Origin of the sequence: Tateyamaria algicola (assembly GCF_047715485.1) — a bacterium.
Lineage (GTDB): Bacteria > Pseudomonadota > Alphaproteobacteria > Rhodobacterales > Rhodobacteraceae > Tateyamaria.
In genome coordinates, this window is the sequence record NZ_CP180422.1 from 3,980,981 (window position 1) to 3,996,602 (window position 15,622).

A 15,622-nucleotide genomic window follows, 5' to 3' on the forward strand; every position below is an offset into this window, starting at 1 on the left:
CTGCGCGGTGGTGCAAGGGACGCATTTGGCCCTTTCCATTTTGGCGGTTGCGTGAAATAGGGACGTGCCAACTGAAACTCCCTGGCTTGAGGTGTGTGATGGAGATTCGTGAGGCCCTTACCTTTGATGATGTACTGCTGGTTCCGGCCGCATCGAACGTGTTGCCCAGCACCGCGGACACCCGCACGCGGGTCACCCAGCGCATTGATCTGAACATACCGCTTCTCAGCTCTGCCATGGACACGGTGACCGAAGCGCGCATGGCCATCGCCATGGCACAGGCAGGGGGCATGGGGGTTGTGCACCGCAACCTCGATATCGAGGCGCAGGCCCGCGAAATCCGCCGCGTCAAACGGTTCGAAAGCGGTATCGTCTACAACCCCATCACATTGCGCGCCGACCAGACCCTGGCCGATGCCAAGGCGCTGCAAGATCGTTACCGCGTCACCGGCTTTCCGGTGGTGGACGATGCGGGCCGCGTCGTGGGCATCGTGACCAACCGCGACATGCGCTTTGCCAGCGATGATGCGACGCCCGTGTCGGTGATGATGTCCTCGGACAACCTTGCCATCCTGACCGAACCGGCCGACCGCGACGAGGCGATCAGCCTGATGAAGGCGCGTCGCATTGAAAAGCTGCTGGTCACGGATCAGGCGGGCAAGCTGACGGGGCTGTTGACGTTGAAAGACACCGAACAGGCCGTGCTGAACCCAACCGCCTGCAAGGACGATCTGGGCCGTCTGCGTGTGGCCGCCGCCTCGACCGTCGGCGATGCGGGGTTCGAGCGGGCCGAGGCGCTGGTGGATGCAGGCGTCGACATGATCGTGATCGACACCGCCCACGGGCATTCCGAGGGTGTGGCCGAGGCGGTGCGCCGGGCCAAGAGCCTGTCGAACGAGGTTCAGATCGTGGCCGGCAACGTAGCGACCGGTGCCGCCACCCGCGCGCTGATTGATGCAGGCGCTGACGCGATCAAGGTCGGCATCGGCCCCGGGTCCATCTGCACCACGCGCATGGTCGCGGGTGTGGGTGTGCCGCAGCTTACGGCCATCATGGATTGCGCATCGGCGGCGGGCGACGTGCCGGTGATCGCGGATGGCGGCATCAAGTTTTCGGGCGATTTTGCCAAGGCGATCGCGGCGGGCGCATCCTGCGCCATGGTCGGCAGCATGATCGCGGGCACCGACGAGATCCCCGGGCGAGGTGATCCTGTACCAGGGCCGCAGCTTTAAATCCTATCGCGGCATGGGCTCGCTTGGCGCGATGGCGCGCGGGTCGGCAGATCGCTATTTCCAGAAGGACGCCGCCAGTGACAAGCTGGTGCCCGAAGGTATCGAGGGGCAGGTGCCCTACAAAGGCTCTGCCGGGGCCGTCGTGCACCAATTGGTCGGCGGTTTGCGCGCGGCCATGGGCTATACCGGCTGCGCGACCGTGGACGAGATGCGCCAGAACTGTCAGTTCGTCAAAATCACCGGCGCGGGCCTCAAGGAAAGTCATGTGCATGACGTACAGATCACGCGTGAGTCTCCTAACTATCGAATTATGTGATATAACATGGCGTTGTCAGTCATACTTGATGTGAATCCCAGGCCATGACACCCGGCGCGCGCGTGGCGGCGGCCATTGAAATTCTGGATGGGATCGCCGCTGGTAAACCTGCCGAGGTGGCGCTGTCCCGCTGGGCGCGCGCCAGCCGTTATGCGGGCTCCAAGGACCGCGCTGCCGTGCGCGATCACGTGTTTGACGTGCTGCGTCACTGGCGCAGCGATGCCGCGCGCGGTGGCGGAGACACAGGGCGCGCCCGCATGATCGGCCGTTTGCGCGGGCAGGGCGTGGACCCGGCAACGCTTTTTGACGGCGTTGGGCATGCCCCTGCGCCGTTGGAGGATGGCGAACACGCGGCTGGCGGTGATCCGGTTGGCGATGGAGTTCTGTGGGATCTGCCCGATTGGCTGGTGCCCGTATTCAGGGACAGTTTGGGGGACAAGGCGGCCGATACCGCGCGGGCACTCACCCATCGCGCGCCCGTGACGGTTCGCGTCAATACGGCGCGCACCGATGTTGAAACGGCCCGAACACAGCTGTCCGAGGCGGGGATCGCGGCGACCCCAAACCCGCGGGCCAGCACCGCGCTGACCATCACCGAAGGTGCGCGGCGGCTGCGCAACTCTGCCTGTTATCTTGAGGGTCTGGTCGAAATCCAGGACGCGGCAAGCCAGGCCGCCATGCTCACGATATCAGGGCAGGGCACAGCGCTTGATTTCTGCGCGGGCGGCGGTGGCAAGGCGCTGGCCCTTGCCGCGCTGGGGTGGCGCGTGACGGCCCACGACATTGATGCAAAGCGGATGCGTGATTTGCCGGCCCGTGCCGCCCGTGGGGGGCACCAGATCACGCTATGTGCGCCGGATGACATTGCCGAGGCAGGCCAGTTTGATCTGGTGCTATGTGATGCGCCCTGTTCCGGGTCGGGTACCTGGCGGCGAACGCCCGAGGCCAAATGGGCCCTGACGCCAGCGCGCCTAACAACATTGCAGGAAATGCAGGTGGATGTGCTCGAGGCTGCGCTGTGCCATGTGGCCCCGGATGGGCGGTTGGTCTATGCCACCTGCTCTGTCCTGCGCGCTGAAAATCAGGCGCAGATTGATGCATTCCTGGCGCGTCACGATGACTGGCAACTGGCTGCGTCACAGCACTGGGGCGTCGATGAATGGGGCGACGGGTTTTACATCGCCCATTTGTCGCGGTCGCGCAGCACAACCTAAAGTATATCCACTTTCGTCAAAGTTGTGCTACAGAGGGTGAGCCTTCGATGTCGTGCGGCATGGATTAAGGGCCAATTAACCGTTTTCAGCGCAAAACGGTGCCAACGAATCGACTAGGACGAGGTGACGGGTGACCGACAGCGCGCTTTCCCCCAGCAGGCTATCCCGATTTTCCGCAGGTGGCGCGCGGCGCGCATCCAGCCTTTTGGGGGCGTCTGTCTTGTTGGGCGTCATGGCAGCGCTTGCGCCCGAGCCGCTGATCCAACTGGGGCTCGCGGTTGGTGCAACCGTGCTCATGGGCCTTGGCTTTGCCGTCACGCTGTCGACGCGGCAGATGCGCAATAAACAGGCCTCGACGATGACGGCCATCGGCGACTTTATCGAAAAGGATGCTTCGCCCAGTTTCGTCTGCACTCCGGATGGTGAAGTGCTGCGCGCCAATGCGGCCGCACGCTCGACCTACGCGACGCGACGGGGCGAGACCCTGGCAGGCACGTTGCGCAATACGTTCGCCAATCCCGGCGGCATCCTGTTCCGCCTCAAGGCGTCGGCAGAGGTCGAAGGTGCGGCCCGCGAAGACATCGTGACCCGTCGCGGCCACATGCGCCTTGCCGTGCATGAAATGGATGCAGACCACCTGTTGTGGCGGCTGGAGGCTGTGCCGGACACAGGGCAGGGGCGCGGAACGGACGGGCCGGGCCTGCCCATGATCATGGTTGGGCGGACCGGCGCGGTTCTGTACATGAACGAGGCCGCGCGCACCCTTTTGGGGGGCCGGGTCAAGGGGCTCGACGCGGTATTTGACGCGTTGCCGGTGCGATATGGGCAGGTCAATCAGATCGCGACCGCAGAAGGCCCGGTGGATGTCTTGGCCACGCAAGTGGATGCAGGTGCCGGGCGCAATGCGATTTATCTGCTGCCACCCCCGGTCGATGTGCAGAACACGGGCACATGGTCCTCGTTCGAGGATTTGCCGGTTCCGCTTGTGCGCTTTTCGCCCGAGGGCAAAGTGCGCAGTTTCAACCGCAAGGGCGCGGATTTGATCGGCCCGGGCCTTGGCGAAGATATCCATATCTCGGAGCTGATGGAGGGGTTGGGGCGCCCGATCGCCGATTGGCTGGAAGAAACGGTATCAGGGCGCGCCGTTCAGCAATCCGAGTTTCTGCGCCTGAAGCGCGCTGACAAGGAAATGTTCGTGCAGGTTGCGCTGAACCGGATGAGCGATCAGGGCGAAACCTCCATCGTTGCCGTGCTGGCGGATGCGACGGAACTCAAGACGCTTGAGGCGCAATTTGTGCAAAGCCAGAAGATGCAGGCCATCGGGCAGCTGGCGGGTGGCGTTGCCCATGACTTCAACAACCTGCTGACGGCCATCTCAGGGCATTGCGACCTCTTGTTGTTGCGCCACGATCAAGGCGATTCCGACTATAGCGACTTGGTGCAGATCAACCAGAACGCCAACCGCGCTGCCGCCCTTGTGGGTCAGCTGCTGGCCTTTTCGCGCAAACAGACATTGCGCCCAGAAGAGTTGGATTTGCGCGACACGATGGCGGATCTGACCCATTTGCTGAACCGTCTGGTCGGTGAAAAAGTGCGATTGAGCCTGACACATGATCCAGTGTTGAAACCGATCCGCGCTGACAAGCGCCAGCTGGAACAGGTTCTGATGAACCTGGTCGTGAATGCGCGTGATGCCATGCCGGAAGGCGGTGAAATCGAAATCGAAACCGAGTGCGTCACCCTGGAAGAACCACTGGAACGTGACCGTGTCACCGTGCCTGTCGGGGAATATGTATGCCTGCGCGTGATCGATGCCGGCGTCGGCATTCCGGCGGACAAGCTGCAAAAAGTGTTCGAGCCGTTTTACACCACCAAGAAGACGGGCGAGGGGACTGGGCTGGGTCTGTCCACAGCTTACGGTATTGTGAAACAGACAGGTGGGTTCATTTTTGTCGACAGCACGCTGGGTCGTGGAACCTGCTTTTCCATCATGTTCCCGGTCATTGAAAACGTCGCGCCTCGGCCAGCACCTGCGCCCAAGCCGGTGCAGGCATCCGAACCCAAGCACGGCGATGGCGTCATACTGCTGGTCGAAGACGAAGCGCCCGTGCGCGCCTTTGCGAGCCGCGCTTTGAGGTTGCGAGGGTACACCGTGCTCGAAGCCGATTCTGCCGAAGCCGCGTTGAAGACGCTCGAGGACGAGACGTTGAGTGTTGATCTGTTCGTGACCGATGTGGTGATGCCGGGCAAGGACGGGCCAAGCTGGGTGCGCGAAGCGCTCAAGGAACGGCCCGAAGTGCGGGTTGTTTTTGTCTCGGGCTATGCTGAGGATCGCCTGAACAACCAGCAGGACAGCATTCCGAATTCGGTTTTCTTGCCAAAGCCGTTTTCACTGAATGATCTTGCCGAGACAGTTCACAAGCAATTGCACTGAATGGGGTCTGCGCCGGGGCGCGATTGAGAGCCGCCCCTAGTCGGCGATACTGTCATAAAGCGTGAATTCTTCTGCAAACTTGCGCCGGAACCGCGCTTCGACCTCTTCGGATAACTCCAGCGGGACCGAGGGTGACACGTTGGCCTGCTCCAACTCGAATTCCACACCCAGCCGTTCGGTCAGGAAGGTTTGCAGGCGCGGCTGGTCTTCGTATTTGAACAGGTGCGTGACGCCAGTGCCATTCGGCTGCGTTTCCAGGAATTTGAACTGGCTGCCCACGTCGGCAAAGCTGGGTTTCTGACCTTTCATATAGGCCAGTACGAACTCGTCAAAACTGATGCCATGTGTGGCATTCGGCTTGCCCTTCATGAAGTCGCGCTGGCGATACCGCCACCAACTGCCCAACCAGCTGATCGGCTCGCGCATCACGGCCATCACCTCCAGTTCGACATCGCACAGTTTGAGGAACATCGGCCGCACAAAGCGATTGTAACGATAGACGGGGGCGTGTTTCAGCATCGGCGGTTGAGAAATCACGAGGTCAGCATGCGGGCGCAATGCGGCCTCATACGCCGTCGTCCCGGTTTTCGGAACGGACAAAAACGCCAATTTCGCCTTGTAAAACACTAACATCTGCTGCGCCCCATAGTTTTTTTGACGTTATGCCGCGAGGCGTAAACTACTCCTTAACATCTCGCGGCAAAAGGTGGGTTCAGAGAATTTTATTGAAATGTTCCCGATTTGATCTCATAAGGAACGCAAGGGGAACATCGACGCAGACGCGGCAGTGATTGCCGCCCCCCAGCGGGTATGACACAAAGGACCAAATCAATGGCAACGGCAGACCTTTTGACCATGACAGACAAGAAATCGGCAGACAAACAAAAGGCGCTCGACAGCGCGCTGGCCCAGATCGAACGTCAGTTCGGCAAGGGATCGATCATGAAGCTTGGCTCGGAAGGGGCGGTGCAGGATATCGTCGCCAGTTCGACCGGCTCGCTTGGCCTCGACATCGCGCTTGGCATAGGCGGCTTGCCGATGGGGCGGATCGTCGAGATCTATGGCCCTGAATCTTCGGGTAAAACCACGCTGACCCTGCATTGCGTGGCCGAACAGCAAAAGGCTGGCGGTGTCTGTGCGTTCGTGGATGCCGAGCATGCTCTTGACCCCCAATACGCCCGCAAACTGGGTGTCGACATTGATGAGCTGCTGATTTCGCAGCCCGACACCGGCGAACAGGCGCTCGAGATCACGGACACGCTGGTCCGGTCCGGCGCCGTGAACATGGTCATCGTCGATTCGGTTGCGGCCCTGACGCCGAAATCTGAGCTGGAAGGCGACATGGGCGACAGCAGCGTCGGCGTGCAGGCCCGCCTGATGAGCCAGGCGATGCGCAAGCTGACCGGTTCGATCAGCCGCAGCAATTGCATGGTCATCTTCATCAACCAGATCCGGATGAAAATCGGCGTCATGTTCGGCTCGCCCGAAACGACGACGGGCGGCAACGCACTGAAATTCTACTCCTCCGTCCGCCTCGATATCCGCCGCATCGGCGCGCTCAAGGACCGTGACGAGGTCGTCGGCAATGCGACCCGCGTCAAAGTCGTCAAGAACAAGGTGGCACCGCCCTTCAAGCAGGTGGAATTCGACATCATGTATGGCGAAGGCATCTCGAAAATGGGTGAACTGCTGGACCTTGGCGTCAAGGCGGGCGTGGTCGAAAAGTCGGGCTCGTGGTTCAGCTACGGGGATGAGCGTATCGGGCAGGGCCGCGAGAACGCCAAGACTTTCCTCAAGGAAAACAGCCACATCGCCCTTGCGATCGAAGACAAGATCCGCGCCGCGCATGGCCTCGATTTCGAGATGCCAGAGAGCGAAAAGACCGAGGATGACGATATCCTCGAGGCGTGAACCGTCGGGTCAGGGGATGCCCGAAAATCCCCGGTGCACCTGACGGGGTGCGGACAATACCACGGACGGGGCGTTGCGACGGCAGCGCCCCGTTTCGTTTGTGGACACCACCGCGCCACGGGGCTATGTCAAGGCGATCACTCAGACGCCGGGAACCGCACCCATGCCATCGCTCAACGACATCCGCTCGACCTTCTTGAATTACTTTGAAAAACAAGGGCATGCGGTCGTGCCATCCAGCCCGCTGGTGCCGCGCAACGACCCGACGCTGATGTTTGTGAACTCAGGCATGGTCCAGTTCAAGAACCTGTTCACGGGCCTTGAGAAACGCGAGTACACCCGCGCAACATCGGCCCAGAAATGCGTGCGCGCCGGGGGTAAGCACAACGATCTCGACAATGTCGGCTATACTGCGCGTCACCACACGTTCTTTGAGATGCTGGGCAATTTCAGCTTTGGCGACTACTTCAAGCATGAGGCGATCCCCTTTGCCTGGAACCTGATCACGGGTGAGTTCGGCATCCCCAAGGATCGGCTTTATGTCACCGTCTATCACACCGATGACGAGGCGTTCGAGATCTGGAAAAAGGTCGGCGTGCCCGAAGACCGGATCATTCGCATCGCAACCTCGGACAACTTCTGGCAGATGGGCCCGACCGGTCCTTGCGGCCCCTGTACCGAGATTTTCTATGATCATGGTGATCACATCTGGGGCGGTCCTCCGGGCAGTCCGGAGGAAGATGGCGACCGGTTTATCGAGATCTGGAACATCGTGTTCATGCAGAATGAGCAGTTCGAAGATGGCTCGATGATTGATCTGGACATGCAGTCGATCGACACGGGCATGGGGCTCGAGCGGATTGGCGCATTGCTGCAAGGCAGCCACGACAACTATGACACCGATCTGTTCAAGTCCCTGATCGAGGCGTCCTCGGATGCGACGGGTGTTGACCCTTACGGTGATCAGAACGTGCATCACCGGGTGATCGCGGATCACCTGCGCTCGACCTCTTTCCTGATTGCGGATGGCGTGATGCCCTCCAATGACGGCCGCGGTTATGTGTTGCGCCGCATCATGCGCCGCGCGATGCGCCATGCACATTTGCTGGGCGCCAAGGATCCGGTGATGTACCAGCTGGTGCCGACGCTGGTGCGCCAGATGGGGGCGGCCTATCCCGAATTGGGGCAGGCGCAATCGCTGATCACCGAGACGTTGCAGGCCGAGGAAACCCGGTTCAAGCAGACGCTTGAGCGCGGTTTGAAGCTGCTGGATGACGAGGTGAGCGGGCTGGATGAGGGTGCGGACCTGCCCGGGGCCGCAGCGTTCAAGTTGTATGACACTTATGGTTTTCCCCTTGATCTGACGCAGGATGCCCTGCGCGAGAAGGGGCGCGGCGTTGATACGGACGGGTTTGATGCCGCCATGGCCGAACAAAAGGCCAAGGCGCGTGCGGCCTGGTCCGGTTCGGGTGAGGCGGCGGATGCGACCGTTTGGTTCGACGTGGCCGAAACCGGGGGCACGACAGATTTCCTTGGCTATGATACAGAGACAGCCGAAGGGCAGATCGTGGGCCTCGTCGTTGACGGGAAACTGTCGGACGAGGTGTCTGGTGGGCCCGTGCATATCGCCCTGAACCAGACCCCGTTTTATGCCGAAAGCGGCGGGCAGGTGGGCGACGCTGGCATCATTCGCACCGAAAGCGGCGAGGCGCGCGTGACGGACACGCGCAAGACGGCGGACGTGTTCATCCACATCGCAGAAGTGGTAAAAGGCAGCATTTCCAATGGTCAAGCGGCTGTTCTTGAAGTCGACCATGCACGCCGGACGACGATCCGTGCCAACCACTCGGCAACGCATTTGTTGCACGAGGCGCTGCGCGGTGCCTTGGGTGATCATGTGGCGCAACGCGGATCGCTCAACGCGCCGGATCGGCTGCGTTTCGATTTCAGTCATGGCAAGGCCCTGACCCTTGCCGAGCTTGAAAAGGTCGAGGCCGAGGTGAACACGTATATTCGGCAGAATGACACAGTCGAAACCCGGATCATGACGCCGGATGATGCGCGTGCCCTTGGGGCGCAGGCGCTGTTTGGCGAGAAATATGGTGACGAGGTGCGCGTTGTCTCGATGGGCCGTCAGGACGGGTCGGGCAAGGGCACGGGCGGCGACACCTATTCGCTCGAGCTGTGTGGTGGCACCCATGTGCGTCAAACCGGCGATATCGGCGCGTTTGTGACCCTGGGTGACAGTGCATCGAGCGCGGGTGTGCGCCGGATCGAGGCGCTGACCGGGCAGGCGGCGATGGACTACCTGCGCGCGCAGGATCACCTGCTGGTGCAGGCCGCAACAGAGTTGAAGGCACAGGCGCAAGACGTGCCAGCCCGCGTCAAGGCGTTGCTGGATGAACGCAAGGCTCTGGTCGGCGAAGTGGCGCAGTTGCGCCGTGACCTCGCTATGTCGGGGGGCGCGCAAGCCAACCCGGAGGCTGAGGCAGTGAACGGAACGTCCTTCCTTGCCCAGGTGCTGAATGGCGTGACGGGCAAGGACCTGCCCGCGCTGATTGATGAGCATAAACAACGCCTTGGATCGGGTGCCATACTGCTGATCGCTGATGCGGACGGCAAGGTCGCCGTGGCGGCGGGTGTGACCCAGGACAAGACCGACACGGTCAGCGCCGTCGATCTGGTCAAGGCGGCGGTGGTCGAACTGGGCGGCAAGGGCGGCGGTGGTCGCCCTGACATGGCCCAGGGCGGGGCCAAGGATGCAAGCAATGCGGAGGCCGCCATCGCGGCAGCCAAAGCGGTTATGGGAGGGTAAGATGCCAGCACTCTGGATAGCGCATGTGACAGTGACGGACGAAGAGGCCTACAAGAAGTATGCGGCCGGTGCGACAGTCGCCATTGCCGAACATGGTGGCACGTTCATTGCGCGGGGCGGGCGATACGTCCAGCTTGAGGGCAGGGACCGCCCGCGCAATGTTGTGGCGAAGTTCCCGGACGTGGAAACGGCTGAAAAGTGTTACCACTCAACGGCTTATCAAGCAGCGCTAAAACACGCACGTTGTGCGTCCGAGCGCGAGTTGCTGATCGTCGAAACAACCGAATAGGCCGACCCGTTGGGACAGGCAATCGAGGCATTGCTGACCGCAATCGCCCAAGCCCTTGGTATTGAAGCTGCCAAGTTTGCCCTTGGCGACCTGTTTCCCTTCATCGTCGTGACGGGCGTTGTCTGGTTTGGCGCCATCCTGTCCGTTTTCTGGATCGTTGGATTGATACTGCCGAAACGGGAATGGCACGAAGACACGCCGATGTGGGAACAGGCGGTCGGCCTGATCGCGTTCGCCGCCACGACGATTGTCGTCATTGGCGGCGGCCTTTATCTGTTCCTGACCGGCTTTTAGCTCGCGCGCGCCATGCGCTTGCGCTCATGCGGGTCCAGATAGCGCTTGCGCAACCGGATCGCATTGGGCGTGACCTCGACCAACTCGTCGTCGTCGATATAGGCAATCGCCTCTTCCAGCGACATCGTGATCGGGGTGGTCAGGCGCACGGCCTCGTCCGTACCGCTTGCGCGCACGTTGGTCAGCTTTTTGCCCTTCAGAGGGTTCACTTCAAGGTCGTTGTTGCGGCTGTGTTCGCCAATGATCATGCCGGTATAGACGTCTGCCTGCGAGCCGATGAACATGCGCCCACGCTCTTCGAGGTTCCAGAGGGCAAAGGCGACGGATTGGCCGTTTTCCATCGAAATCAGCACACCTGCGCGGCGGCCCGGGATGGGCCCCTTGTGCGGCGCCCATTCGTGGAACACGCGGTTTAGCACGCCGGTGCCGCGCGTGTCGGTCAGGAATTCACCGTGATAGCCGATCAGCCCGCGCGAGGGCACGTGGGCCACAATGCGGGTCTTGCCTGCGCCTGCGGGCTTCATCTCGACCAACTCGCCCTTGCGCACGCCGGTCAGTTTCTCGATCACGGCGCCGGAATACTCATCATCGACGTCAATCGTGGCCTCCTCGATCGGCTCGCAGCGCACGCCGTCGATTTCCTGGAACAGCACTTGCGGGCGTGAGATCGACAGCTCGAACCCCTCGCGACGCATGTTTTCGATCAGCACGCCCATCTGCAATTCGCCGCGCCCCGCGACCTCAAATGCGTCGCCGCCAGCGGTGTCGCTGATCTTGATCGCGACGTTGGATTCGGCCTCTTTCATCAGGCGGTCGCGGATCACACGGCTTTGCACCTTTTTGCCGTCACGGCCCGCAAGGGGCGAGTCGTTGATGCCGAAGGTCACGGTGATGGTGGGCGGGTCGATGGGTTGTGCGGGCAGCGCCTCGGACACGGATGTCGCGACAATCGAATCTGCCACGGTTGCCTTGGACATGCCCGCGAGGGAGACGATGTCGCCCGCTTCGGCCAGGTCGATGGGCTGTTGGCCGAGCCCGCGGAAGGCGAGGATCTTGGTGCAGCGGAAATTCTCGATCAGGGTGCCGTCGCGCGACAGCGCCTTGACGGTTTCGCCTGCTTTCAAAGTGCCGGATTCGACACGGCCGGTCAGGATGCGCCCGATGAAGGGGTCCGCGCCAAGCGTGGTGGCGAGCATGCGGAAGGGTTCGTCCTTGGCCGCGACCTGTTTGGGGGCAGGCACGTGGTCGACGATCAGATCGAACAGGGCAGAGAGATCCTTGCGGGGTCCGTCGAGTTCCATATCGGCCCAGCCGTTGCGGCCCGAGGCATACATGGCCGGGAAATCCAACTGGTCGTCATCCGCGCCCAGATTGGCAAAGAGGTCAAAGCATTCATCCAGCGCGCGGTCAGGTTCACCATCAGGCTTGTCGACCTTGTTCAGCACCACGATAGGGCGCAGGCCAAGCGCGAGCGCCTTGGAGGTCACGAATTTGGTTTGCGGCATCGGCCCCTCGGCGGCATCGACCAGCAGCACAACGCCGTCGACCATGGACAGGATCCGCTCGACCTCGCCCCCGAAATCGGCGTGGCCGGGGGTGTCCACGATGTTGATCTCGCGTGCCTTTCCACTCGACCGACGTCGCCTTGGCCAGGATGGTGATCCCGCGCTCGCGCTCGAGGTCATTGCTGTCCATCGCGCGTTCGGTCGTGGCCTGGTTTTCGCGGTAAGTGCCCGATTGCTTCAGCAACTCGTCCACAAGCGTGGTCTTGCCGTGGTCGACGTGGGCGATGATGGCGATATTGCGCAGATCCATTTCGGGCCTCTTTATACGGATACGGCCCGACAGAGCGGGCGTTTGAGCGGCCCATATCGCGCCGCGCCGCAGAAAGAAAGGTCTAGTGTGTCGCGGTGTTCGAGAACATCTGGATCACCACGATACCGGCAATGATCATTGCAAGGCCCAGGATAGCCGCCAGATCCAGCACCTGGCCGAAGACGGCGAACCCGATCACTGCGATCAGCACGATGCCAAGGCCGGACCAAAGCGCATAGGCGATGCCCACGGGGATGTGTTTGAGCGCAATGCCCAGGAAGTAGAACGCAAACCCGTAGGCGAAGACGACCAGCACCGTGGGCCACAGCCGGGTGAACTGGTCACTGGCCTGCAGCGCCGTCGTGCCGATGGTTTCGGCGGCCACGGCGACGATCAGGTAGATATAGTGCAGGGGCATGGGGCGTCCTTTCAAAGGGGCAGGGCGGTGCTGTCCTTGATCTCTTCCATCACGAAACTGGCGGCCACATCGGCCACCGGTACAAGGTGGATCAATTGCTGATAAAGAGCGTCATAGCCAGCCATATCGCGCACACGGGCGCGGATCAGGTAATCGAGGTCGCCCGTCATGCGGTAGACGCTGAGGATGCCGGGGATCGTGCGCGTGGCGCTGTTGAACCGCGCCTGCCAGTCCGGATCGTGGCTGTGCGTGCGGATCTGCATGAACACCATCAGCCCCAGTTCAGCCGCCTGTGGATCGACAAGGGCGACCCGCCCCCGGATCACGCCGCTGTCTTCCAGTGCCTTCACCCTGCGCCAGCAGGCATTGCGGCTGAGGCCCACGGCGTCGCCGAGTGTTTCCAGGGATTGGCCTGCGTCGCGTTGCAGTTCGTTGAGAATGCGGGCGTCGGTTGTGTTTATTTTCGCCATTTTTCACCAATACTCGGGAAAATTTCTCACTTCAACCGCGGTGCCGTGCATATTTTGGGAACAATGAAGACAGGGCGCATCCCATACTTAGCATGAACCACTCAACGGAGCCCGATATGATCCAGCGCCTTTTTCTGACCCATCCTCGCAGCGTCGATGAAACCTATGCCGAACATGCCGTTTTTGCGGGTGGTTTTGCGCTGCGCCTGTTTCTGGCGGGCGGGGCGGCGCTGGTGCATGCGCTGATCCCGGGCCTGTTTGAAAAGACGGCCAGCCGCATGATTGCCGAGATGTACGCCAAGACGCACAATCGCGGATCCTAAGTCGCGATGTAGCGGTCGCGGCGGTGGTTGAAGGTGATGATCAGGTTGAGCACCACGGCCCCCAGCAGGGACCAACCCACAACGCTGAGCGGGAACAGGAGTGCGGCGATGGCGAAGATCACGGCGTCCGAGATCAGCTGCACATAGCCCGCCTTGAACCCGTATCTGTCCTGGATCAACAGCGCCACGACGCCAAGGCCCCCAAGCGAGCCGTTGTGGCGGAACATGGCCAAGAGGCCGATGCCCACGGTTGTGCCGAAGATCACGGCGCCGAGGCCGGGGTGCAGCGTCTGGATCGTGAACCCAAGCGGCAGCAGTTCGGTCACGACCGACAATAGCGTGACTGACACCAGCGATTTGACTGTGAACTCCAGCCCCAGCCGCTGGTAGGCCAGCGCGTAGAAGGGCAGGTTCACGACGAAAAAGACCGCGCCGAAAGACCAGCCCGACAGGTAGCTGATGATGACGGCAATGCCCGCCGTCTGCCCGGTGATCAGCCCCACATGGGTCAGCACATGCATGCCCAGCCCGCACAGGAAGACGCCAAGCCCGAGGCCCTGTGCGTCATCCAGCGCGCTATGCGCCACCTTGGTTTCGTCGATTGTCACCATGGCCGACAATTAGGGCAGCACTGCTGTCATTCCCAGCGTGGTGCCCAAAGAAAAGGGCCCGCGCATGGCAGGCCCGTTCCACTTGCATAGCGAATGGGCGGTTTAGCCCGCCAAAGCGGCGTTCAGGTTCTCGTCGATCTTTTCGAGGAAGCCCATCGTGGTCAGCCAGCCCTGATCGGGGCCGACCAGCAGGGCGAGGTCCTTGGTCATGTGCCCGGCTTCGACCGTGTCGACGATCACCTTTTCCAGCGTTGTGGCGAATGTCATCAGGGCGGTATTGTTGTCCAGCTTGGCCCGGTGTTTCAGCCCGCCGGTCCAGGCATAGATCGACGCGATGGAGTTGGTCGAGGTCGACTGCCCCTCCTGGTGCTGGCGGTAGTGGCGGGTGACGGTGCCGTGTGCGGCCTCGGCCTCCACGATCTTGCCGTCGGGTGTCATCAGTTGCGAGGTCATCATGCCGAGCGAGCCGAACCCTTGCGCCACCACATCCGACTGCACGTCGCCGTCGTAGTTCTTGCAGGCCCAGACGAATTTGCCGTCCCACTTGATCGCGCAGGCCACCATGTCGTCGATCAGGCGGTGTTCGTACCAGATCTTCTTGGCCTCGAACTGCTCTTTGAACTCGGCGTCATAGACTTCCTGGAAGATCTCGAGGAAGCGGCCGTCATATTGCTTGAGGATCGTGTTCTTGGTGGACAGATAGACCGGCCAGCCGAGGTTGAGGCCGTAGTTGAACGAGGCGCGGGCGAAGTCGTAGATCGACTTGTCGATATTGTACATCGACATGAACACGCCGGGCCCGTCGGCCTTGTAGACCTCGTGTTCGACCTCGGTCCCGTCTTCGCCGACGAATTTCATCGTCAGCGTGCCGGCACCGGGGAACTTCATGTCCGTTGCTTTGTACTGATCACCAAAGGCGTGGCGCCCGACCACGATGGGTTGGGTCCAGCCGGGCACGAGGCGGGGCACGTTCTTGCAGATGATCGGCTGGCGAAAGATTACGCCGCCAAGGATGTTGCGGATCGTGCCGTTGGGGCTGCGCCACATCTTCTTGAGGCCAAATTCCTCGACGCGTGCCTCGTCCGGGGTGATGGTGGCGCATTTCACGGCCACGCCGACTTCTTTCGTCTTTTCGGCGGCGTCGATGGTGATCTGGTCTTCGGTCTCGTCGCGCGCCTCGATGCCCAGATCGTAATAGAGCAGGTCGATGTCGAGATAAGGCAGGATCAGCTTGTCCTTGATGAATTGCCACATGATACGGGTCATCTCGTCGCCGTCCATTTCGACGATGGGGTTCTCAACCTTGATTTTGGTCATCTGCCTTGGGCCTTTCCTTGCGCGCCTTTGCGATGCTCATAGCCGATTCCCCGGGGATGCGTCATACTCAAGGTTCTGATCGAGGTGGAGCTATTCGCCGCAGTTTGTATACGGTGGTATGCATTGACTTGAAATAGCAGCTTCGGTAGGGCCGGGCGCAACA

At 61.4% G+C, this 15,622-nt stretch carries 12 protein-coding genes and 2 pseudogenes; 8 read left to right on the forward strand and 6 right to left on the reverse strand.

Annotation, left to right across the window (positions count from 1 at the left end):
* Positions 1 to 98: 98 nt before the first annotated feature.
* The 3 genes and pseudogenes from guaB to ACMHLQ_RS22125 all read left to right on the forward strand — a co-directional run bounded on the left by guaB (position 99) and on the right by ACMHLQ_RS22125 (position 5,196).
* A pseudogene (gene guaB, locus ACMHLQ_RS22115) lies at positions 99 to 1,548 on the forward strand (IMP dehydrogenase).
* Between the two features lie 44 nt (positions 1,549 to 1,592).
* On the forward strand, positions 1,593 to 2,762 hold the full coding sequence (locus ACMHLQ_RS22120; protein WP_415402824.1) for an RsmB/NOP family class I SAM-dependent RNA methyltransferase: 1,170 nt from the start codon (positions 1,593 to 1,595) through the stop codon (positions 2,760 to 2,762).
* Positions 2,763 to 2,994: 232 nt separating this feature from the next.
* The gene (locus ACMHLQ_RS22125; RefSeq protein ID WP_415402825.1) at positions 2,995 to 5,196 is read left to right on the forward strand and encodes an ATP-binding protein; all 2,202 of its coding nucleotides are present in this window, start codon (positions 2,995 to 2,997) and stop codon (positions 5,194 to 5,196) included.
* Positions 5,197 to 5,232: 36 nt separating this feature from the next.
* Here the strand turns inward: ACMHLQ_RS22125 and ACMHLQ_RS22130 are convergent, their stop codons facing one another.
* Positions 5,233 to 5,829 carry a gamma-glutamyl kinase gene (locus ACMHLQ_RS22130; protein WP_415402826.1) on the reverse strand — a complete coding sequence of 199 codons (597 nt, stop codon included), beginning with the start codon at positions 5,827 to 5,829 and terminating at the stop codon, positions 5,233 to 5,235.
* A gap of 198 nt (positions 5,830 to 6,027) precedes the next feature.
* On the opposite strand from ACMHLQ_RS22130, the gene recA reads away from it, so the two are divergent.
* From recA to ACMHLQ_RS22150, 4 genes are all read left to right on the forward strand, one after another.
* On the forward strand, positions 6,028 to 7,107 hold the full coding sequence (gene recA, locus ACMHLQ_RS22135) for a recombinase RecA (RefSeq protein WP_415402827.1): 1,080 nt from the start codon (positions 6,028 to 6,030) through the stop codon (positions 7,105 to 7,107).
* A 163-nt stretch (positions 7,108 to 7,270) separates the two neighbouring features.
* Positions 7,271 to 9,922, forward strand: coding sequence for an alanine--tRNA ligase (gene alaS / locus ACMHLQ_RS22140; protein ID WP_415402828.1), 2,652 nt, complete (start codon positions 7,271 to 7,273; stop codon positions 9,920 to 9,922).
* Position 9,923: 1 nt separating this feature from the next.
* Positions 9,924 to 10,211: a DUF1330 domain-containing protein gene (locus ACMHLQ_RS22145; RefSeq protein ID WP_415402829.1), complete on the forward strand. Its 288-nt coding sequence runs from the start codon at positions 9,924 to 9,926 to the stop codon at positions 10,209 to 10,211.
* 9 nt (positions 10,212 to 10,220) lie between these two features.
* The gene (locus ACMHLQ_RS22150) at positions 10,221 to 10,505 is read left to right on the forward strand and encodes a hypothetical protein (protein WP_415402830.1); all 285 of its coding nucleotides are present in this window, start codon (positions 10,221 to 10,223) and stop codon (positions 10,503 to 10,505) included.
* Here ACMHLQ_RS22150 and typA read toward each other — a convergent pair.
* The 3 genes and pseudogenes from typA to ACMHLQ_RS22165 all read right to left on the reverse strand — a co-directional run bounded on the left by typA (position 10,502) and on the right by ACMHLQ_RS22165 (position 13,208).
* Positions 10,502 to 12,320: pseudogene (typA, locus tag ACMHLQ_RS22155) on the reverse strand (translational GTPase TypA). The gene ACMHLQ_RS22150 and the pseudogene typA sit on opposite strands and share 4 nt — an antisense overlap.
* 82 nt (positions 12,321 to 12,402) lie before the next feature.
* On the reverse strand, positions 12,403 to 12,738 hold the full coding sequence (locus ACMHLQ_RS22160) for a DMT family transporter (RefSeq protein WP_415402831.1): 336 nt from the start codon (positions 12,736 to 12,738) through the stop codon (positions 12,403 to 12,405).
* 11 nt (positions 12,739 to 12,749) lie between these two features.
* Positions 12,750 to 13,208 (reverse strand): Lrp/AsnC family transcriptional regulator, encoded by a 459-nt coding sequence (locus tag ACMHLQ_RS22165; protein WP_415402832.1) that lies wholly within the window; start codon positions 13,206 to 13,208, stop codon positions 12,750 to 12,752.
* A gap of 116 nt (positions 13,209 to 13,324) precedes the next feature.
* Between ACMHLQ_RS22165 and ACMHLQ_RS22170 the strand changes: the two genes are divergently transcribed.
* Positions 13,325 to 13,531 (forward strand): DUF6356 family protein, encoded by a 207-nt coding sequence (locus tag ACMHLQ_RS22170; protein WP_415402833.1) that lies wholly within the window; start codon positions 13,325 to 13,327, stop codon positions 13,529 to 13,531.
* Here the strand turns inward: ACMHLQ_RS22170 and ACMHLQ_RS22175 are convergent.
* Together ACMHLQ_RS22175 and ACMHLQ_RS22180 are read right to left on the reverse strand one after the other, a co-directional pair.
* Positions 13,528 to 14,142 carry a YitT family protein gene (locus ACMHLQ_RS22175; RefSeq protein WP_415402834.1) on the reverse strand — a complete coding sequence of 205 codons (615 nt, stop codon included), beginning with the start codon at positions 14,140 to 14,142 and terminating at the stop codon, positions 13,528 to 13,530. The genes ACMHLQ_RS22170 and ACMHLQ_RS22175 overlap by 4 nt on opposite strands.
* Positions 14,143 to 14,244: 102 nt before the next feature.
* Positions 14,245 to 15,459, reverse strand: a complete 1,215-nt coding sequence (locus tag ACMHLQ_RS22180) for an NADP-dependent isocitrate dehydrogenase (protein ID WP_415402835.1) — start codon at positions 15,457 to 15,459, stop codon at positions 14,245 to 14,247.
* Positions 15,460 to 15,622: the final 163 nt, after the last annotated feature.